The sequence below is a fragment of the Micromonospora sp. NPDC048170 genome (genome assembly GCF_040652795.1).
Lineage (GTDB): Bacteria > Actinomycetota > Actinomycetes > Mycobacteriales > Micromonosporaceae > Micromonospora.
In genome coordinates this window covers 642,159-659,152 of the sequence record NZ_JBEZMR010000001.1, presented here as the reverse complement: position 1 = coordinate 659,152, position 16,994 = coordinate 642,159, and the positions used below count along the sequence as shown (strand labels likewise).

Sequence of the window (16,994 nt, the reverse complement as noted above, 5' to 3'; positions counted from 1 at the left end):
GCTACCCGCGCCGGGGGACGGCTGCCGCGGGCCCGTCAGCCGCGTCGGGCGACCACCGCGACCCGGGGCAGCGCCTCCGGGTCCGCAACGGGAGTGAGCAGGTCGTCGATGGCGGCGACGTGACTCGGCACCCAGCCGGCGTCCGTCAGGGCGGAGAGCACGTCGGCCACGGGATGGGCGGTGTTGGTGATCGTCGTGGCGAACGGGGTCGCGCGACCGTCGCCGGTGCGTAGCTCGCCGGAGATGTGCAGCGGGCGGCGGTCGCCGTCGAGCGGGCCGCGCGCCACCACGACCGAGGTCGTCCCGTCCTGCCGGGTGACCGGTGGGACGTCGGCGCGGAGTCCCCTGATCGTGGACATGTCGAAGCCGAACCATCCGCCCGGTGCGACCGCCTCGTGGACCCGGCGCAGGTAGGCGCGGACCCGGTCGATTCCGCCGACGTGGTTGAGGATGTCGTACGTGGAGACCGCGAACGCGCAGGGTCGCGGCACCTCGAAGTCCGTGGCGTCCGCGGCGATCAACACCGCGTCGGTGCCGGCCAGCCGCTCGCGGGCGCGGGCGATCATGGCCTCGGAGACGTCGACCCCGACGACCCGGTAGCCGGCGGAGGCGAACCGGGCGGCCACGATGCCGGTGCCGCAGCCGACATCGAGCAGGCTCCGCTCGGCTCCGGGCGCCACGTGCGCGTGCAGCCGCAGCCACGCGTCGCCCATCCGCTCCGGGTACGGCGCCCAGAAGCGGTCATACGCCGTGGCGAAAGCGTCAACGTACTCGGCCATCGGGTTGCCTTTCGTAGTGCCGGACGGGGGAACTGGCCAACGGGGCGAGCGCGGCGACGAAGATCACCGCGGCCAGCACGAGCAGGGTCGTCCGCACGCCGATCCCGGGTACGACGAAGCCGGCGGCGATCATGACCGGCGGCCCCAGTCCCACCGCCCCCAGCCACTCGTACGCGCTCACGCGGGACATCGCCTCCGTCGGCACCTCGGACTGGACGGTCGTCTCCCACAGCACGCCGAAGACGTCGAAGGCCACCCCCGCCAGCACGGCGGCGAGGATCACGAACGGCAGCGCGGCGCCCGATCCGAGCAGGAGCGCCGGAAGTCCCAGCACCGACACGGCGAGTACGGCCACCAGCAGGGGACGGGTCGTCCTGATCCGCATCGCGACCAGCACACCGGCGAACATGCCCACCGCGTACCCGGCGAGGATGCCCGACCACGCGCCCGCGCCACCCAGGTGTGTCCTGGCGAGCAGTGGCCCCGCGAGCCCGAAGGTGACCCCGACGGCGGCGTTGATCACGGCCGCGGAGAGCACGATCCGCCACAGCCAGGGCCGCCGGACGAACTCCCGCCAACCGTCGCGCAGTTCGGCCGGCAGATCCCGCCTGGTGGGCCGGGACGTCCTGGCGAGGCGTAGCCGCGCGAGAAGCCCGGCGGCGACGGCGAACGTGGCGGCGTCGAGGGCCAGTGCCCAACCCGGCCCCAGCCAGGTGATCAACGCGCCGCCCGCGGTGAAGCCCGCCACCGTGGCGGTGTTCGTGCCCAGCCGCAGCACGGCGTTGCCGCGTTGCCGCGCCTGCGGCGCGACCAGTTCGGCGGTCAGCCCGTTCAGCGAGGGCAGCAGCAGCGCGGAGGCGGTGCCGGCGACAGCCGCGCAGATGGCGAGGGACGCGACGCCCGCCCGCCCGGTCAGTACGAGGACGGTCATCGCGCCGTAGGCCGCACCGCACATCAGCTCCGCGGCCACGAGCACGCGGTGGCGCGGCAGCCGGTCACCGATGACGCCGCCGAGCAGCATCAGCGCGATCCTGGGCACCGAGATCGCGGCGAGCACGAGCGACAGCGCCGGGGGTGATCCGCCCGGCAGGTCGAGTACGGCGAACGTCAGCGCGAGCGGCCCCACCGCGTTGCCGAAGACGGAGATCGTCCTGGCGGTGGCGAAGAGGACGAACGGGCGCTGGCGTAGCGGATCCACCGGGCGGTCCACGGCCGTGAGGGCGTCGGTCATGCCCGATCCGGGCGGACGACCGCCTGCCACCGCGCCACCGGCTCGCCGGAGTCGAGCACGTGCAGCAGCGGCCGGCGAGCCACCACCGGGCACACGTGCCCGGGCAGCACCCGCAGTTCGTCGCCCACGGCCACCGAGTCAGCGGTGACCGGCGTGCCGTCGGGCCGGGTCATCACGACACCGGTCATCCAGGTCTGGTCGGCGCCGGCGAGGAGCGCGTCGGCGTCGGTGTGCAGCAGTTGCCCGTCGATGCCGGTGACGGTCGTGGTGACCGCGATCGCGACCGCCTCGGGGTCGCACTCGCCCAGCCGGGCCAGCCCGCCGTCGAGCAGCGCGTACGCGCCGGCGCAGACCTCGGTCACGCCGGCGACGTCCAGCGCGCCGAGGACGGTCGGTGTGCCGCCGACGCTCACCGTCGGGCAGGGCGTTCCGGCGGCACGGATCCGCTGGGCGACCGACACCAGCAGTCGCGCCCGGTGCCGGCCCAGGTCGACGCGGTCGCGCGCGGTGGCGGCGTCGGTGATCCCCACGTACCCGGTCACGCCCGCCAGCCGCAGCCCTCGGGTCGTGACGATGGACGCGGCCAGTTCCCCGGCCGCGTCCGGGCTGACGCCGACGCGGTGCAGCCCGGTGTCGACCTCGATCCGTACGTCGAGTGCGACACCATGGGCCACGGCCGCCGCGCCGAGCCCGGCCACCGAGTCCGGGTGGTCCACGTGCACCGTCACCGCGCAGTGCCGCGCGAGCTCGGCGAACCTGGCCCACCGCCACGGATCACGCCACGGCCACGCCACCGCCACGTCGGTCACGCCCACCTCCAGGTAGGCCATGGCCTCGGCGGCGGAGTGGACCGCGACGCCCACCGCGCCCGCGGCCACCTGCCGGGCGGCGATCTCGGGTGTCCGGTGCCCCTTGACGTGGGCGCGCACGGCGACGCCGGCCTCGTCCGCGAGCCTGCCGTACCGCGAGATGTTCGCGTCCAGCCTGGCCAGGTCGACGGTCGTCCTCGGCGTCATTCGCCGCGTCCGTGCCAGGCGTCCGGAGGGAAGGAGAACGCGGCCTCGCCGCCGGCGAGCATCGCCGCCTGGCGTTCCCGCTCGGCGGGATGCGGCACGCCGACGCCGGACACGCCGAGGAAGATCTCGTCCGGCCAGGACAGCCCGAGGGCATCCTCGACCGGCGCGTCGCGGGTGGCGGCGGTGAAGAACGTCCCGAGCCCGAGCGCGGTCGCGGTGAGGTACACGGTCTGGCTCAGGTGGCCGACGTCGAGCAGGAGCGCACGGTACGCGCGTGCCGCCGGATACTTCCACACGGTCCGGTCGAGGACCGCCGCGTACATCAGCAGGAAACCGGCCTGGGCGGCGTGCGGCTGCCCGCCGCACCACTCGCGCAGCCGGTCCTCGCCACTCGCGGCGGCGAGCCGCACCAACTCGTGGCGGCGCACCGAGTAGTGGTAGACGCCGGGCTCCAGCCCCTCCACGTCGCGGACCACCGGATAGACCTCGACCGGATGCCGGGACCCGCCGGACGGAACGGTCTTGAGCAGCGCCGTCCCGACGCCCGAGACATCCACCTCGCGCCGGACGCCGGCCGTCCACCGCAGCAGGGCGGCGAACGCCGACAGCGGCACCGGGCGATCCGGGTCGAACCATCGCGTCGACCGCCGGGCATCGAGGACCGTGGTGAAGTCGACCGCGGGCGGGTCGGTACGGGGCAGGGCGACCCGAGGCCCGTCGTACTCCTTGACCGGGTCCGGCTGACCGGTCTTGGCGCGAAGCACCGCGGCGTCCTCGGCCGCGGAGCGGAAGACGTCGCTGCCGAGCGTACGGCTGGCCAGGTGGTAGTAGGTGGCCGCCGGCCCCAGCTCGCGCCAGGCGCCGAGGCGTTCCTCCTGGGCGTGTTCCGGCGAGCCCTCGGCGACGAGAACGTGGGCGTTGAGGAGCTGCTGCGCGAGCCGGCCGTCGAGCTCAGCCCAGTCGGCGTAGTCGCGCAGCAGCCTCTCAGCCTCAACAGTCAACGCGAACTGCCGGTGCCTCAGCGGGTCGTCGCAGACCAGTTGACCGTCACGCCACAGGAAGACGACCAGCCGCGACACACGGGCACGCATGACTACTCAGGCTTCGACCGGTGGCTCCAGGCACGTCAGTTCCTGGTCGTAGTCGTCGGACGTCACCGGCTCGAAGGCCTCGACCTGCTCGGTCATGTGCGTTCTCCCTTCACCTATCGGTGCTGATCACTGCAACGCACCGTAGCAGGAAGTCCACTGTGAACACAGCCCTCCGGAGGATCGGCCGGAACCTCGTCGCGGAAGGGGCATCGGCAGCAGTGCCATCCGGCCGTATGCTGCCTCGGTGACCTCACCCCTTCCCGGCGCCGTCGATCAGGTTCCCCCGGACGGCCCGCGCCCCGGCGTCCGTCCGGTCTGGCTGGTGATCGGTCCGGCACTTGCCGCGTCGGCGGGCGCCTTCCTGCTCGCCGTCACGGTCGGGCCGGCGTTGACCGCGATCCAGCGGGCCCTGGGTCTGCCGGCCTCGGCAAAGCTCTGGATCTTCGTCGCGTTCCTGCTTCCCGCGGTGCTGGCGGGTCTGGCCGGTGCCCTGATCGGCCGGCGGTGGCCCGTCGCCGTCACCCTGTCCGCGATCGCGCTGCTGGTTCTCGGAACGCTGCTGACCGCGCTCGCGCCGGGAAGCGGTCCGCTGCTGCTCGGCCGCGCGATGACCGGGTTCGGGGCTGGTCTGGCCTGGGGCGTCACGGCCGTACTGGTCGCGCAGATGGGGGCGCGGCGCGTGTGGGTGGCGCCGCTCGTGGGCGGTGTGGTGGGCCTGGCACTCTGTCTGGGACCCGTGGCCGGGACGCTTCTGGCCCGGTCGGCGAACTGGAGACTTCCCTTCGTGCTGGTTGTCCCAGTCGAGGTGGTGGCGTTGCTGGTCACGGCGGTGAGCGGGATCGTCGTGCTGATCCGGCGCGCGTCCCCGCCCGCTCAGCCTCCGCCCGCACCGGCAGCGTGAGGAAGCTGGCGGCTGTCAACGGCCTTCCCTCAGGCCTCGTGTACCTCCAGCACCCGGGTGGCTGGGGCGGCGTCGCCCAGCTCGACCCGTAACGCCACCCGCTCGGGGTCGGCCATGAAGCCGTCGTAGCCGTCGCGGGTGTCGAACCGGATCAGGTGCACCTCCGTACGCCCGTCGCCGGTGCGCTGCCGGCGTTCCAGCCGTCCACCGTGCCGCCCGAGCAGGCCGAGCACCGTGTCCTCGTACCGCCGGCCGGCCTCGACCGCACCGGCGGCCACCTCCACCACCGCCACCAGGCGCACGGCGGCGGCCGGGTCGGTGGCCAGCGACTTCCAGAAGTGGTGGTCGACGTGGCCGCCGGGGATACCCTCCCGGCGGCCCGTGTCGAGGTAGCCGTGCCGGCGGTAGAACTCCGGCGCCTGGAACGAGAACGAGGAGACCGACATCTCCGTGCAGCCGCGTCGGCGGGCCTCGTCCTCGGCGGCGCGCAACAGCCGGCCGCCCCAGCCCTCGGTGCGGCGGCCCGCGCGCACCCACACCATGTCGATCCCGGCGCAGCCGCCCCAGGTCCAGCCGGTCAGGCCGGCCACCAACTCGCCGTCGGCGTCGTCGACCCGGACGGAGAGGGGGGCCTCGTCGTCCGCGCCGGTCACCTGGTTGTTGAAGGCGGTCAGCTCGGCGTCGAGCCGGCTCTGGAGCTCCTTGTCCTCGCCGAGCACGCGCAGCGCGGCGCCGCCGCCCGTTCCAGCGGGCCCGTCGTGCGTGTCGATGCCCTTCCCCGTCGTCATGCGGCGGAGTATCGCAGCGCCCCGGCCTCCGGCGACACCGTTATCCGGCGATGCCGACCGCCTCGGCGCTGGCAGTCCAGAGGCGGGCGGCGAGCTGCGGGTCGGCCGCCCTGGGCAGCGGCCGGCGCAGCCGCCGGTCGGCGTAGTAGCCGCCCGTCACCAGCCGCGTCGGATCCTGGTTGGCCAGCCAGACCAGCGTCTCGGCGCCCTTCTCCGGGCTGCGGAACGGCAGGATCCGCATGCCCAGGGCGACCAGCCGGCTGTCGTTGCCGAACCGGCTGCGCACCACGCCGGGGTGGAAGGAGTACGCGGGGATCTCCGGCCAGCGCCGGGCCGCCTCGGCCGTGAACAGGATGTTGGCCTGCTTGCTGGTGCCGTAGGCCTGGATCGGCCGGTAGCGGCGCAGCGGGGCGTTCAGGTCGGCGGGGTCGAGCACGCCGCTGCGGTGCGCACCGGAGGCGGTCACCACCATCCGCCCGATCCGGTCCCGCAGCAGGTTGCTGAGCAGGAACGGGGCCAGGTGGTTGGCCTGGATCGACAGCTCGAAGCCGTCGACCGTGGTCAGCGGCTGGAGCGCGATCGCCCCGGCGTTGTTGGCGAGCACGTCGATCCGGTCGTACGTCTCCCGCAGCTTCCCGGCCAGCCGGCGTACGTCGTCCAGCACCGCGAAGTCGGCCCGGAACAGCTCCGGTCGTTCGCCGGACGCCTCCCGGACCTGTTCCGCAGCGGCCTGGAGCCGCGCCGGGTCCCGGCCGACCAGTACCACCTGGTCACCGCGGCGCGCCAGGTCGACGGCGGCCGCCAGGCCGATGCCCGAACTGGCCCCCGTCACCACCACGAGTCGACGCCCAGTGAGATCTTCCACAGGTCCATTCACCCCGGTCACGGCACGAGGTTACCGTGGCGTCACAAAGACCTTTGGGATCGTTAAGCCCTGGTATCTCCGTCAGGTGACGTCGGCGTGCCCTCCGCACGCTGGAAGGAGCGCAACCATGACCGCAGTCGGTCGCCCCCGCCGGTCCTGCCTCGCGGTACCCGGCTCCAGCGTCAAGATGCTCGGCAAGGCCCAGGGACTCCCGGCCGACCAGGTCTTCCTCGACCTGGAGGACGCGGTCGCCCCGCTGGCCAAGCCCGACGCCCGCAAGAACATCGTCGCGGCGCTCAACGAGGGCGACTGGTCGGGCAAGACCCGCGTCGTCCGGGTCAACGACCTGACCACGCCGTGGACCTACCGGGACGTCATCGACGTGGTGGAGGGGGCCGGCGCCAACCTCGACTGCGTCATGCTGCCGAAGGTGCAGAACGCGGCCCAGGTGCAGTGGCTCGACATGACGCTGACCCAGCTGGAGAAGACGCTCGGCCTGGAGGTCGGCCGGATCGGCATCGAGGCGCAGATCGAGAACGCCGCCGGCCTGGTCAACGTGGACGCCATCGCCGCCGCCTCGCCCCGGGTCGAGACCATCATCTTCGGTCCGGCCGACTTCATGGCCTCGATCAACATGAAGTCCCTGGTGGTCGGCGCGCTCATCCCCGACTACCCGGGCGACCCCTACCACTACATCCTCATGCGCATCCTGATGGCGGCCCGGACGCACGACAAGCAGGCCATCGACGGCCCGTTCCTCCAGATCCGCGACGTGGACGCGTTCCGTGAGGTGGCCAAGCGCTCGGCGGCGCTCGGCTTCGACGGCAAGTGGGTGCTGCACCCGGGCCAGCTCGACGCCGCGAACGAGGTCTACTCGCCGGCCCAGGCCGACTACGACCACGCCGAGCTGATCCTCGACGCGTACGAGCACTACACGTCGGAGGCGGGCGGCCGGCTCGGCGCGGTGATGCTCGGCGACGAGATGATCGACGAGGCGTCCCGCAAGATGGCCCTCGTGGTCGCGGCGAAGGGGCGGGCCGCCGGGATGACCCGCACCTCGTCCTTCACCCCGCCGGCGGAGTAGCTCCGCCCTCCCGACGATCCGTGCCGCCCCGGCCCGCGCCGGGGCGGCACCGTCGCGTCAGTAGCCGGTGCTGCTGGTGTCGGCCTGGGATATCGCGAAGACGATGATCGCCACGTAGAAGAGGACCAGCAGCAGGTACAGGCCGGTGACGATCCAGCCGACGATGATGCCGGCCTTCGCCATGCCCTCGCCGCCCTCGCCGGTCTGCCGGATCTGCTTCTGCGCGACGTGGCCGAGGATCGCGCCGATCGGCGCGGTGATGCAGGAGCCGAGGCCGACCAGGGCGAGCACCAGGGCGGCGATGGCGAGACCGTTGGTCTTCGGCGCGGGGGCGTAGCCGTAGTTCGGGTAGGGCGGCGGGTAGCCGGCGGCCATCGGCTGGGCGGCCTGCTGCATCCCGGCGTACGGGTCGCCGCCCGCATACGGGTCGGCCGGCGCGTACGGGTCGGGGCCGGTCGGCTGGGTGGGGATGGGCTGACCACTCACCGGGAGGGCGGGGTCGGCGGGTGGGCTCGACTGCTGGCCCGACCACGCCGGGTCGTTCCAGCCGCCGGAGGGCGGGGGATATGTCATTCGTCTGCTCCGTTGGGTGCGGGGTGCGCCCGTCAGGGTAGTCAGCCCTGCCCAAACCCCTTGGCGTTGCCACCCGGGTGTGCCGCGTTGCCCGGACCCCGCGAAGCGGGCAGGATCCTGGCATGGTGATTGACGCGCGAGCCGCGGACCGCTCCGGCAGCCGACCGAGACGGGACGCGAGCCGCCCCGGCCTGGCGCGACGCGCCCGCGCCGCCGCCCCGGCGGGCGTCGCCGGCACCGACGAGCCGGCACCGCTGCCGGACCCGGTGACCATGCGCCTCGACGGAAAGGTCGCCCTGGTCACGGGGGCGGGAAGCCCGGACGGCATCGGGTACGCGACGGCCCGCCGGCTGGCCGACCTCGGTGCCCGGGTGGCCATCGTCTCCACCACCCGACGCATCCACGAACGTGCCGGCGAGCTGGGCGTGACCGGCTTCGTCGCCGACCTCACCGACGAGTCGGAGGTGGGCGCGCTCGCCGACGCGGTCGCGGAGCAGCTCGGCGACGTGGAGGTGCTGGTCAACAACGCGGGGCTGGCCAGCCGGGCCAGCCCCGAGGTGCTGCGTCCGGTGGCCCAGCTCAGCTACGACGAGTGGCGTGGCGAGATCGACCGGAACCTCACCACCGCGTTCCTGTGCAGCCGGGCCTTCATCGGCGGCATGGCCGAGCGGGGCTGGGGCCGGATCGTCAACCTGGCGGCCACCGCCGGGCCGGTCAACGCCCTGCCGACCGAGGCGGCCTACGCGGCGGCCAAGGCGGGCGTGGTCGGGCTGACCCGGGCGCTGGCGATGGAGATGATTGCCGACGGGGTGACCGTCAACGCGGTCGCGCCGGGCACCATCCACACCGCGGCCTCCACGGTGGCGGAGATCAGGCAGGGCCTGGGCACCCCGGTCGGCCGCCCCGGCACACCGGACGAGGTGGCTGCGGCGATCACCTTCCTCTGCTCGCCGGCCGCCTCCTACATCACCGGGCAGATGCTGGTGGTGGACGGCGGCAACAGCGTCCGGGAGGCGGAGTTCCGCTGATCGCGGGTCAGTAGTTGGGGCTGCTGTTGCCGGCGACGACGACCAGCGCGATCCAGCCGCAGCAGGCCAGCACGCCGAGCCCCGTGAACACGTAGCCGAGGATGAGGCCCCAGGTGGCGAGCTGGTCGCCCTCCTCGCCCGTGGTGCGGATCTGCCGCTTGGCCAGGTGCCCGAGGATGATGCCGGCCGGCGAGAAGACGAACGCGAAGACCAGCGAGAGGATGGCCAGCACGTTCGTCCCGCCGGGACGGGGACCGGAGGGCGGGCCGTACTGCCCGTAGGGCACCTGCGGGGTGTACGGGGGCTGGTGCCCCCACTGCGGCGCGTGCGGCGGCTCCCCGGGCTGCTCGTAGCTGGGCTGCCCGTACGCCGGCTGCTCGTGACCGGGCGGTCCGTAGCCGGGCGGGCCGTACGGGGGCGGCTCGGGGGCGGACGGCGGCTCCGCTGGCGGCTCGTAGCTCGACGGGTCGTGCCCCGCCGGGGGCTCCCAGGGCGACGGCGGCCGGTCCGGATCGGGCGGGCCCGACGGCGGTGGCTGGCTCACGGTCTCCTCCTGCCGGTGGCGGATCGCGTCCCTCTCTTGCCGGACGCTACCCGCAGCGGTGAACCTTTTCACAGCGGTTGTGTGGACTGGTCACCTTGGCCTCGACCGCCGAGCGGCCAATACTGACCAAGCGTTCAGTTACCCATGAGTAAGGCGCCGACCACCCGGAGGCTGAGATGGCCCGACTCGCCCAGACGCCCGGCCTGACCGATGTGCAGCGGTCGATCCTGGAAACTGTCCGGGAGTTCGCCGACAAGGAGATCATCCCGCACGCGCAGCGGCTGGAACACGCCGACGAGTACCCGAGCGACATCCTCGACGGGATGCGCGAGATGGGCCTCTTCGGCCTCACCATCGACGAGGAGTACGGCGGGCTCGGCGAGTCCCTGCTCACCTACGCGCTGGTGGTCGAGGAGCTGTCGCGGGGCTGGATGTCGATCTCCGGCATCGTCAACACCCACTTCATCGTGGCGTACCTGATCTCCCAGCACGGCTCCGCCGAGCAGAAGGCCCGGCTGCTGCCGAGGATGGCGACCGGCGAGGTCCGCGGCGCCTTCTCGATGTCCGAGCCCGAGTGCGGCTCCGACGTCTCCGCGATCAAGTCCAGGGCGGTGCGCGACGGCGACCGGTTCGTCATCGACGGCCAGAAGATGTGGCTGACCAACGGGGCGTACTCCTCGGTGGTGGCGACCCTGGTCAGGACCGAGACCGGCGCCGACTCCGTCTACGGCAACATGAGCACCTTCCTGCTGGAGAAGGAGCCCGGCTTCGGCGAGACCGCGCCCGGCCTGACCATCCCCGGCAGGATCGACAAGATGGGCTACAAGGGCGTCGAGACCACCGAGATGGTGCTTGACGGCGTGACCGTCCCCGACTCCGCCGTCCTCGGCGGCGCGGAGAAGGTCGGCCGCGGCTTCTACCAGATGATGGACGGCATCGAGGTCGGCCGGGTCAACGTGGCCGCCCGCGCCTGCGGCATCTCCATCCGGGCCTTCGAGCTCGCCGTCGCGTACGCCCAGCAGCGCCGCACCTTCGGCCAGCCGCTCGCGAAGCACCAGGCCATCGCCTTCAAGCTCGCCGAGATGGGCACCAAGATCGAGGCCGCCCACTCGCTCATGGTCAACGCCGCCCGGCTCAAGGACGCCGGCCAGCGCAACGACGTCGAGGCCGGGATGGCCAAGCTGCTCGCGTCGGAGTACTGCGCCGAGGTCGTGCAGGAGGCGTTCCGCATCCACGGCGGATACGGCTACTCCAAGGAGTACGAGATCGAGCGGCTGATGCGGGAGGCCCCGTTCCTGCTCATCGGCGAGGGCACCTCGGAGATCCAGAAGACGATCATCTCGCGGGGCCTGCTCAAGGAGTACAAGCTCTGACGACTGTCCGGACGCCGTGGCGGCCGGCCGGACGGCGGTCGCCCGGCGCCGGCAGGCTCAACCCAGCCGGGTGAGGCCGGCGGCGGCCCGCTCGACGATCAGGCAACGGTCCTCGACATAGTCGACGCCCGCCTCCGTGGCGATCCGCCGTGCCTCGGCCGAGACGATGCCGAGCTGCAACCAGACCGCCGGGGCGCCGATCTCCACCGCCTCGCGCACCACGCCGACCGCGTCCTGCGCCGGCCGGAACACGTCGACCAGGTCGACCGGGTGCGGGATGTCGGCGAGGGACCGGTAGACCCGCTCACCGAAGAGTTCGTCGGCCGTCGGGTTGACCGGGATGATCCGCCAGCCGTACCGCTGCATCTGCGACGGCACGCTGTGCGCCGCCTTGCGCGGGTCGCGGGAGGCTCCCACGACGGCGATCACGGCGGAGTCGGCGAGGATCTGCTGGGCGGAGCGCACCCGCCGACTCTAACTCCGCCGCTCAGCCCCCGCCCGCGAGCGCGCTGCGCAGCCGGGCGTGCTCCTGCGGGGTGCCGATCGCCGCACGGTGCTCGGGATGAGCGGCGTAGTGCTGGATCGCCCCGGCCAGCACCTCCGGCGCGACGTCCAGCTCACCGGTCTCGACGACGGTGTGTCGGCGCGAGCCGATCCCCCGGAGCCGGACCTGATCCCGGCTGCGTACCGGTAGCCGCAGGGCGGTGGAGTGCCGGTACGCGGCGCTCGGAACCGCCGCGTCCAGGGCTTCCCACGGCACCCGGGCCTGCTGTAGGGGATGGGCGGCCTCGATCCCGGACGGGGTCAACGCCACGCTCGGCACCCGGCGCCAGAGGAGGACGGCCAGCAGGACGACGAGCGGTCCGGCGAGGCTCGGATAGATCCACCACAGATCCTCCCGGTCGGAGGTGAGCTGGTTCGTCGTCGTGTAGGTGAGGAAGGCGAGCAGGACCCAGCGGTAGCTCATCCGCCCCGTGGGCGGGACGAAGAAGGCGTGCTCCCGCTCGTCGGCCCGCAGGTCGCCGTCGCCAGGCTTGCCGAAGGCGCGCATCAGGCTCCACAGCAGCGCGACCAGCGGAACCAGCGTGATCAGGGCGGTCTGACCGCTGGTGCGCGCCAACCCCGCCGCCAGCCCCCAGAGCAGGCCGACGGCCACCGCGACCGCCACCGCGAGGCGCTGCCGGCGCAGCGCCCGATCGATCGTGTCTCGCACGCCGGCAGCGTATCGGCTTTCGTCTACATCAGGGTGAGCTGCTCGGCGGGCGGCGGCGCGGGCACGGGGTCGGGTGGGCTGCGGTCGTCGCCGCGCTCGCCCCGGTGCAGCCCGTGGCGGCGGGCCGCGATGCGTACCCGGGCCGTCAGTTCCCGCTGGTAGGACTGCGGGGCGTACGCGCCGGAGCGGTAGAGCTCGCGGTAGCGGGGGACCAGGTGCGGGAACTCGCGGCTGATCCAGCGCGCGTACCATTCCCGGGCACCTGGGCGCAGGTGCAGCGGCAACGGCGTCACGCTGCTCGCCCCGGCTGCGGCGATGGCCGCCACGGTCGCGTCGATCGAGGCGTCGTCGTCGCTGAGCCCGGGCAGGATCGGCGCCATCAGCACGCCGACGTCGAAGCCGGCGTCGGCCAGCGCCCGTACGGCGTCCAGCCGCCGCCTCGGGCTGGGGGCGCCCGGCTCGACCGCGCGCCAGAGCCGCTCGTCGACGAAGCCCACCGAGTGCGACACGCCGACCCGGGTGACCTCGGCGGCCTGGCGCAACAGCGGCAGGTCCCGCAGGATCAGGGTGCCCTTGGTGAGGATCGAGAACGGGTTGGCGAAGTCGCGCAGCGCCGCGATGATCTGCGGCATGAGCTGGTAGCGCCCCTCGGCCCGCTGGTAACAGTCGACGTTGGTGCCCATCGCGACGGGCGTGCCCCGCCAGCGTGGCGCGGCCAACTCCCGCCGGACCAGCTCACCGGCGTTGACCTTGACGATGATCTTCCGGTCGAAGTCCGCCCCGGCGTCGAGGTCCAGATAGGTGTGGGTGTTCCTCGCGAAGCAGTATCTGCATGCGTGACTGCATCCGCGGTAGGGGTTGATCGTCCACTGGAACGGGACCCGGGAGGTGCCGGGCACCTTGTTGATGATCGACTTGGCCTGCACCTCGTAGAAGGTCATGCCGGCGAAGCCCGGCGTGTCGAAGGTGCGGACGACCGCGCCGGGCAGCGCCAGCGGCAGGGGTGGCGTCGCTGGCGCTGCCCGATCGGGGACTCCCTCGGCCGGGGGAGCGGCGAGGTTGTCCCAGCGCATGACGCCTATTCGAACATGCGTACGAGCGGAGCGCAAGTGACCCGCCGTGTTCCGGCCCACCTCGTGCCCGGGCGGCGGGTCGGCGGGTGGAGGATGGGGGCATGGAGAGGTCGACCTTCGTCTACGACGGGGACTGCGCGTTCTGCACCCGGTGCGCCGAGTTCATCGACCGGCGCATCCCGACCGGCGTCCGGGTGGTGCCGTGGCAGTTCGCCGACCTCGACGCACTGGGCCTGAGCGAGGCCGAGTGCGAGGAGGCGGTGCAGTGGGTGGGCGCCGACGGCTTTCGGGCGGCCGGCCCGGACGCGATCGCCAGGCTCCTCGGCGACAGCGGTCCCCTCTGGCGGATCGCGGGCGCCGGCCTCAGGTTCCCCCCGGTACGCGCCGCCGCCTGGCCCGCGTACCGCTGGGTGGCCCGCAACCGGCACCGGCTGCCCGGCGGCACGGCCGCCTGCGCGCTGCCCCAGGAGGCGCGGGAGCGCCTCTACGGACCGTCCGGGCGCCCGGCCGCGGACGCCTGACCCGCGAGTGCCGGCGCGGCACCGGTGGGCGGTGCGGCGTCCCGCCCCCTGCGGGTGAGCAGCCGGCGCGCCCAGACCACCGGCCGGACCCGCTCCAGCGGCAGGAAGCTGGTCATCGCGGCGAGGTGCGGCGCGAACGAGATCGTGATGGTCGCGATGGTGACCAGGTGGAACGAGTAGAAGAAGCCCACCGTGGCCAGCCGCCAGCGTTCCCGCAGCAGGAAGATCACCGGGCTGAACAGCTCGAACGCGACGATGCCGAACTGGGCGACGATCAGCAGGTACGGCACCGAGGCGATCAGGTCGGCCAGTTCGGTGCCGCGCCGGAGGATGGCGCGGGCCAGCACCGAACCGGTCAGCCAATCCAGCCCGCCGAAGCGCAGCTTGGCCCAGGCGGCCAGGAAGTACGTGCAGATGACGGCGATCTGGGTGACCCGCAGGGCCCAGCCGCCCGCCTCGGTGCGGGTGGCGTCGCCGTGCCGGGCCCGGCCGGCGGTGGGCAGCACGGCCAGCGCGACGAGCAGGCCGAACCGGTCGTGGTCGACCTTGCCGTAGCTCATCGCGACGATCATCCACTCGAAGTAGAGCGCGAAGACGGCCCAGCCGAGCAGCCGGGGCGCCCGGCCGGTCGCGGCGAGCAGGGCGAGCAGCAGCAGGGCCCAGAAGACCGCGGCGACCAGCGTCGGGGTCGGCGTGGGCAGCGGCAGCAGCCGGCCGACCAGCAGCGGCTGGTAGAGCTCGCCGGGCACCGCCACCCGGGTACGCACCCAGGGGGTGAAGACGACCAGGTCGGCGGCGACGAAGAGGTAGATCAGCGTGCGGAAGGCGGCCACCCGGCCGCGGGGCACCGGCGCGGTCAACCAGCGGCTCATCGGTCCGCCTGCCAGGCGACCACGGTCTCGTCGGTCCAGCGGCCGGTGGGCCGCCCGTCGCGGATGCCGTGCCAGCGGACGACGATGCGGACCTCGACCAGCTCCGCCGCGCCCGGGTGGCGTTCGGCGTACGCGTCGGCGACCTCGGTGAGCAGCTCGGGGTCGGCCGCGTACCGGCTCTGCTGGCCCTCGATCTCGGCCCGCCGGATGCCGGTGGCGGCCTCGCCCAGCTCGACGACCGCTCCGGTGCTGTCGACGCCCTCGACGCGGGTGTCCGGGGCGGGGGAGTTCGGCGGGTTGGACGTCGAGTACATCCGGAACGGGCCGAACGGGAAGTGGTCGTCGGTGCCCCAGGCGGTGCCGGCCAGCAGGACGGCCAGACCGAGGGCGGTGGCGGCGAGCCTGGTGGCGCGACCGCGGGTGGTCAAGGTTTCCATCGGGTCGTGACGATACGGGATGTACCGCCCGCCCCGGGTCCCTCCGACGGGCACTTCCCCCTGCCCAGGGGGCCAGGGGCGTCGCCGTTTCCTGCCGCCCGCCGGGTGGACGACGACGGCCGGGCCCGTCGGGGCCCGGCCGTCGTGGAGTGTGGCGGCTCAGTGGCTGTGGCCGGCCATCTTCTTGCGGACGTCGTCCATGTCGAGGGCCTGGACCTGCTCGATCAGGTTCTCCAGGGCGGACTCGGGAAGGGCGCCGGGCTGGGCGAAGACGATGACGCCGTCGCGGATCGCCATGATCGTCGGGATCGAGCGGATGTCGAACTTGGCGGCCAGTTCCTGCTGCGCCTCGGTGTCGACCTTGCCGAACACGATCTCGGAGTGCTTGTCGGAGGAGCGCTCGTAGACCGGGGCGAACCGCTTGCAGGGGCCGCACCAGTCGGCCCAGAAGTCGACGAGCACGATGCCATCGCTGCCGGTCACCTCGTCGAAGTTTGCCGTGGTCAGCTCTACGGTTGCCATGAAAGTCTCCGATCGGCGCGGAATAGCTACCTCTGGTGGAACGAGCGCGTACCGCCTGGAATTCCCGGCCCGCCTCCGCCGAAACGTGCTCTTCGCCCCCGTGGGCCGGTCGCGCTCCCATCGACTGGCGTTGTTCCTGCCGCCCTTGCCGTACGCAAGTGCACGACGCATTTGCGTGACCAGCCGTGATGGGAGCGCTTCCAGGAAGATCGACACGATTGGCCGGCGCAAATGAGCAATCAGGCGCTTGACAAGCGGCTATTCGATGTGCGGAGATCGCCGGGGCTCGGTCGGCTGCTCACGCAGAGTATTGTTACGAAAAGGTAAATGTGACCTCGGTCTCTGTTCGATTCGCCTTGTCGTACGGCAGAATCTTCCCCATCAGAGCGTGGGCGGCGGGTGCCGGGGAGGGCCCCGCCGCTCATTGCGTCTCCCCCCGGTTCTGGCGGGTGTGACATTTCCGCACGCCACGCGCCCCACGCCTCGCCTTAACACTCCATAAGGCATGCTGTGCCGAACTCCATCGCCGCCCGTCGAAGGGGACAAGGATGCAGTTCGGCCGCTACTACGAGGAGTTCGAGGTCGGCGCGGTCTACCGGCACTGGCCCGGCAAGACGGTCACCGAGTACGACGACCACCTCTTCTGCCTACTCACCATGAACCACCACCCGCTGCACATGGACGCGCACTACGCCGGGACGGCGAGCCAGTTCAAGCGCAACGTGGTGGTCGGCAACTACATCTACTCGCTGCTGCTGGGCATGTCGGTGCCCGACGTCAGCGGCAAGGCCATCGCGAACCTCGAGGTCGAGTCCCTGCGGCACGTGGCGCCGACCTTCCACGGCGACACGATCTACGGCGAGACCACCGTGCTCGACAAGCGCGAGTCGTCCTCCAAGCCCGACCGGGGCGTCGTCTCCGTCGAGACCCGCGGCTACAACCAGGACGGCACCATGGTGTGCGTCTTCCGCCGCCGGGTGATGGTCCCGAAGAAGGAGTACGCCGCGACGACGGTGCCCGAGGGCGTCGACCCGGAACGGCCGAGCTTTCCCGAGCCGCGCTGACCGATGGGCCCCTTCTCAC

20 protein-coding genes are annotated in these 16,994 nt (G+C 72.5%); 6 read left to right on the top strand and 14 right to left on the bottom strand.

What is annotated here, in order from left to right; all coding sequences use genetic code 11:
• Nucleotides 1-35 precede the first annotated feature (35 nt).
• The 4 genes from AB0D32_RS02935 to AB0D32_RS02920 are packed head-to-tail and all read right to left on the bottom strand — an operon-like array spanning nucleotide 36 to nucleotide 4,117.
• Nucleotides 36-779, bottom strand: a complete 744-nt coding sequence (locus AB0D32_RS02935; protein WP_357083838.1) for a methyltransferase domain-containing protein — start codon at nucleotides 777-779, stop codon at nucleotides 36-38.
• On the bottom strand, nucleotides 763-2,010 hold the full coding sequence (locus tag AB0D32_RS02930; protein ID WP_357083835.1) for an MFS transporter: 1,248 nt from the start codon (nucleotides 2,008-2,010) through the stop codon (nucleotides 763-765). Before AB0D32_RS02930 ends, AB0D32_RS02935 begins: the two co-directional genes overlap by 17 nt.
• Complete coding sequence (locus AB0D32_RS02925; RefSeq protein WP_357083832.1) at nucleotides 2,007-3,026, bottom strand: alanine racemase; 1,020 nt, start codon at nucleotides 3,024-3,026, stop codon at nucleotides 2,007-2,009. The genes AB0D32_RS02930 and AB0D32_RS02925 overlap by 4 nt, the downstream gene beginning before the upstream one ends.
• Nucleotides 3,023-4,117 carry a SagB family peptide dehydrogenase gene (locus AB0D32_RS02920; protein WP_357083829.1) on the bottom strand — a complete coding sequence of 365 codons (1,095 nt, stop codon included), beginning with the start codon at nucleotides 4,115-4,117 and terminating at the stop codon, nucleotides 3,023-3,025. The genes AB0D32_RS02925 and AB0D32_RS02920 overlap by 4 nt, the downstream gene beginning before the upstream one ends.
• A 322-nt stretch (nucleotides 4,118-4,439) precedes the next feature.
• Here AB0D32_RS02920 and AB0D32_RS02915 point away from each other — a divergent pair, with 322 nt between their 5' ends.
• Nucleotides 4,440-5,018 (top strand): MFS transporter, encoded by a 579-nt coding sequence (locus tag AB0D32_RS02915; protein ID WP_357083826.1) that lies wholly within the window; start codon nucleotides 4,440-4,442, stop codon nucleotides 5,016-5,018.
• 29 nt (nucleotides 5,019-5,047) lie between these two features.
• Here the strand turns inward: AB0D32_RS02915 and AB0D32_RS02910 are convergent, their stop codons facing one another.
• Nucleotides 5,048-5,806 (bottom strand): GNAT family N-acetyltransferase, encoded by a 759-nt coding sequence (locus AB0D32_RS02910; RefSeq protein WP_357083823.1) that lies wholly within the window; start codon nucleotides 5,804-5,806, stop codon nucleotides 5,048-5,050.
• 40 nt (nucleotides 5,807-5,846) lie between these two features.
• Entirely contained in the window at nucleotides 5,847-6,671 is an 825-nt protein-coding gene (locus AB0D32_RS02905) for an SDR family NAD(P)-dependent oxidoreductase (RefSeq protein ID WP_357083820.1), read from the bottom strand.
• A gap of 127 nt (nucleotides 6,672-6,798) precedes the next feature.
• On the opposite strand from AB0D32_RS02905, the gene AB0D32_RS02900 reads away from it, so the two are divergent.
• Nucleotides 6,799-7,755 carry a CoA ester lyase gene (locus AB0D32_RS02900; protein WP_357083817.1) on the top strand — a complete coding sequence of 319 codons (957 nt, stop codon included), beginning with the start codon at nucleotides 6,799-6,801 and terminating at the stop codon, nucleotides 7,753-7,755.
• A gap of 57 nt (nucleotides 7,756-7,812) precedes the next feature.
• Here the strand turns inward: AB0D32_RS02900 and AB0D32_RS02895 are convergent, their stop codons facing one another.
• Nucleotides 7,813-8,328, bottom strand: coding sequence for a DUF4190 domain-containing protein (locus tag AB0D32_RS02895; RefSeq protein ID WP_357083814.1), 516 nt, complete (start codon nucleotides 8,326-8,328; stop codon nucleotides 7,813-7,815).
• 122 nt (nucleotides 8,329-8,450) lie between these two features.
• On the opposite strand from AB0D32_RS02895, the gene AB0D32_RS02890 reads away from it, so the two are divergent.
• Nucleotides 8,451-9,356 (top strand): SDR family NAD(P)-dependent oxidoreductase, encoded by a 906-nt coding sequence (locus tag AB0D32_RS02890; protein WP_357083811.1) that lies wholly within the window; start codon nucleotides 8,451-8,453, stop codon nucleotides 9,354-9,356.
• A gap of 7 nt (nucleotides 9,357-9,363) precedes the next feature.
• On the opposite strand, the gene AB0D32_RS02885 is transcribed toward AB0D32_RS02890, so the two are convergent.
• Nucleotides 9,364-9,900 (bottom strand): DUF4190 domain-containing protein, encoded by a 537-nt coding sequence (locus AB0D32_RS02885; protein ID WP_357083808.1) that lies wholly within the window; start codon nucleotides 9,898-9,900, stop codon nucleotides 9,364-9,366.
• A gap of 176 nt (nucleotides 9,901-10,076) precedes the next feature.
• On the opposite strand from AB0D32_RS02885, the gene AB0D32_RS02880 reads away from it, so the two are divergent.
• Nucleotides 10,077-11,273, top strand: a complete 1,197-nt coding sequence (locus AB0D32_RS02880) for an acyl-CoA dehydrogenase family protein (RefSeq protein WP_357083803.1) — start codon at nucleotides 10,077-10,079, stop codon at nucleotides 11,271-11,273.
• A 57-nt stretch (nucleotides 11,274-11,330) separates the two neighbouring features.
• Here AB0D32_RS02880 and AB0D32_RS02875 read toward each other — a convergent pair whose 3' ends face one another.
• From AB0D32_RS02875 to AB0D32_RS02865, 3 genes are read right to left on the bottom strand one after another with little or no spacing between them, the layout of a single operon-like run.
• Nucleotides 11,331-11,738 carry a CoA-binding protein gene (locus tag AB0D32_RS02875; RefSeq protein WP_357083800.1) on the bottom strand — a complete coding sequence of 136 codons (408 nt, stop codon included), beginning with the start codon at nucleotides 11,736-11,738 and terminating at the stop codon, nucleotides 11,331-11,333.
• A gap of 22 nt (nucleotides 11,739-11,760) precedes the next feature.
• Nucleotides 11,761-12,486: a hypothetical protein gene (locus tag AB0D32_RS02870; RefSeq protein ID WP_357083797.1), complete on the bottom strand. Its 726-nt coding sequence runs from the start codon at nucleotides 12,484-12,486 to the stop codon at nucleotides 11,761-11,763.
• Between the two features lie 23 nt (nucleotides 12,487-12,509).
• Nucleotides 12,510-13,559 carry an Rv2578c family radical SAM protein gene (locus tag AB0D32_RS02865; protein WP_357083794.1) on the bottom strand — a complete coding sequence of 350 codons (1,050 nt, stop codon included), beginning with the start codon at nucleotides 13,557-13,559 and terminating at the stop codon, nucleotides 12,510-12,512.
• 101 nt (nucleotides 13,560-13,660) lie between these two features.
• Between AB0D32_RS02865 and AB0D32_RS02860 the strand changes: the two genes are divergently transcribed.
• Nucleotides 13,661-14,080, top strand: coding sequence for a DUF393 domain-containing protein (locus AB0D32_RS02860; RefSeq protein WP_357083791.1), 420 nt, complete (start codon nucleotides 13,661-13,663; stop codon nucleotides 14,078-14,080).
• Here the strand turns inward: AB0D32_RS02860 and AB0D32_RS02855 are convergent.
• The 3 genes from AB0D32_RS02855 to trxA all read right to left on the bottom strand — a co-directional run bounded on the left by AB0D32_RS02855 (nucleotide 14,044) and on the right by trxA (nucleotide 15,911).
• Nucleotides 14,044-14,952 (bottom strand): HTTM domain-containing protein, encoded by a 909-nt coding sequence (locus tag AB0D32_RS02855; protein ID WP_357083788.1) that lies wholly within the window; start codon nucleotides 14,950-14,952, stop codon nucleotides 14,044-14,046. The genes AB0D32_RS02860 and AB0D32_RS02855 overlap by 37 nt on opposite strands.
• Nucleotides 14,949-15,389, bottom strand: coding sequence for a hypothetical protein (locus tag AB0D32_RS02850; RefSeq protein WP_357083785.1), 441 nt, complete (start codon nucleotides 15,387-15,389; stop codon nucleotides 14,949-14,951). Before AB0D32_RS02850 ends, AB0D32_RS02855 begins: the two co-directional genes overlap by 4 nt.
• A 159-nt stretch (nucleotides 15,390-15,548) precedes the next feature.
• Complete coding sequence (gene trxA / locus AB0D32_RS02845; RefSeq protein ID WP_357083782.1) at nucleotides 15,549-15,911, bottom strand: thioredoxin; 363 nt, start codon at nucleotides 15,909-15,911, stop codon at nucleotides 15,549-15,551.
• 548 nt (nucleotides 15,912-16,459) lie between these two features.
• Between trxA and AB0D32_RS02840 the strand changes: the two genes are divergently transcribed.
• The gene (locus AB0D32_RS02840) at nucleotides 16,460-16,975 is read left to right on the top strand and encodes a MaoC family dehydratase (RefSeq protein WP_357083779.1); all 516 of its coding nucleotides are present in this window, start codon (nucleotides 16,460-16,462) and stop codon (nucleotides 16,973-16,975) included.
• Nucleotides 16,976-16,994 lie beyond the last annotated feature (19 nt).

What these genes read in the sequence shown, in the direction of transcription:
- AB0D32_RS02935 (WP_357083838.1), bottom strand. Translation starts at nt 779, where the DNA reads ATGGCCGAGTACGTTGACGCTTTCGCCACGGCGTATGACCGCTTCTGG.
- AB0D32_RS02930 (WP_357083835.1), bottom strand. Translation starts at nt 2,010, where the DNA reads ATGACCGACGCCCTCACGGCCGTGGACCGCCCGGTGGATCCGCTACGC.
- AB0D32_RS02925 (WP_357083832.1), bottom strand. Translation starts at nt 3,026, where the DNA reads ATGACGCCGAGGACGACCGTCGACCTGGCCAGGCTGGACGCGAACATC.
- AB0D32_RS02920 (WP_357083829.1), bottom strand. Translation starts at nt 4,117, where the DNA reads ATGCGTGCCCGTGTGTCGCGGCTGGTCGTCTTCCTGTGGCGTGACGGT.
- AB0D32_RS02910 (WP_357083823.1), bottom strand. Translation starts at nt 5,806, where the DNA reads ATGACGACGGGGAAGGGCATCGACACGCACGACGGGCCCGCTGGAACG.
- AB0D32_RS02900 (WP_357083817.1), top strand. Translation starts at nt 6,799, where the DNA reads ATGACCGCAGTCGGTCGCCCCCGCCGGTCCTGCCTCGCGGTACCCGGC.
- AB0D32_RS02895 (WP_357083814.1), bottom strand. Translation starts at nt 8,328, where the DNA reads ATGACATATCCCCCGCCCTCCGGCGGCTGGAACGACCCGGCGTGGTCG.
- AB0D32_RS02890 (WP_357083811.1), top strand. Translation starts at nt 8,451, where the DNA reads ATGGTGATTGACGCGCGAGCCGCGGACCGCTCCGGCAGCCGACCGAGA.
- AB0D32_RS02880 (WP_357083803.1), top strand. Translation starts at nt 10,077, where the DNA reads ATGGCCCGACTCGCCCAGACGCCCGGCCTGACCGATGTGCAGCGGTCG.
- AB0D32_RS02865 (WP_357083794.1), bottom strand. Translation starts at nt 13,559, where the DNA reads ATGCGCTGGGACAACCTCGCCGCTCCCCCGGCCGAGGGAGTCCCCGAT.
- AB0D32_RS02860 (WP_357083791.1), top strand. Translation starts at nt 13,661, where the DNA reads ATGGAGAGGTCGACCTTCGTCTACGACGGGGACTGCGCGTTCTGCACC.
- AB0D32_RS02855 (WP_357083788.1), bottom strand. Translation starts at nt 14,952, where the DNA reads ATGAGCCGCTGGTTGACCGCGCCGGTGCCCCGCGGCCGGGTGGCCGCC.
- AB0D32_RS02850 (WP_357083785.1), bottom strand. Translation starts at nt 15,389, where the DNA reads ATGGAAACCTTGACCACCCGCGGTCGCGCCACCAGGCTCGCCGCCACC.
- trxA (WP_357083782.1), bottom strand. Translation starts at nt 15,911, where the DNA reads ATGGCAACCGTAGAGCTGACCACGGCAAACTTCGACGAGGTGACCGGC.
- AB0D32_RS02840 (WP_357083779.1), top strand. Translation starts at nt 16,460, where the DNA reads ATGCAGTTCGGCCGCTACTACGAGGAGTTCGAGGTCGGCGCGGTCTAC.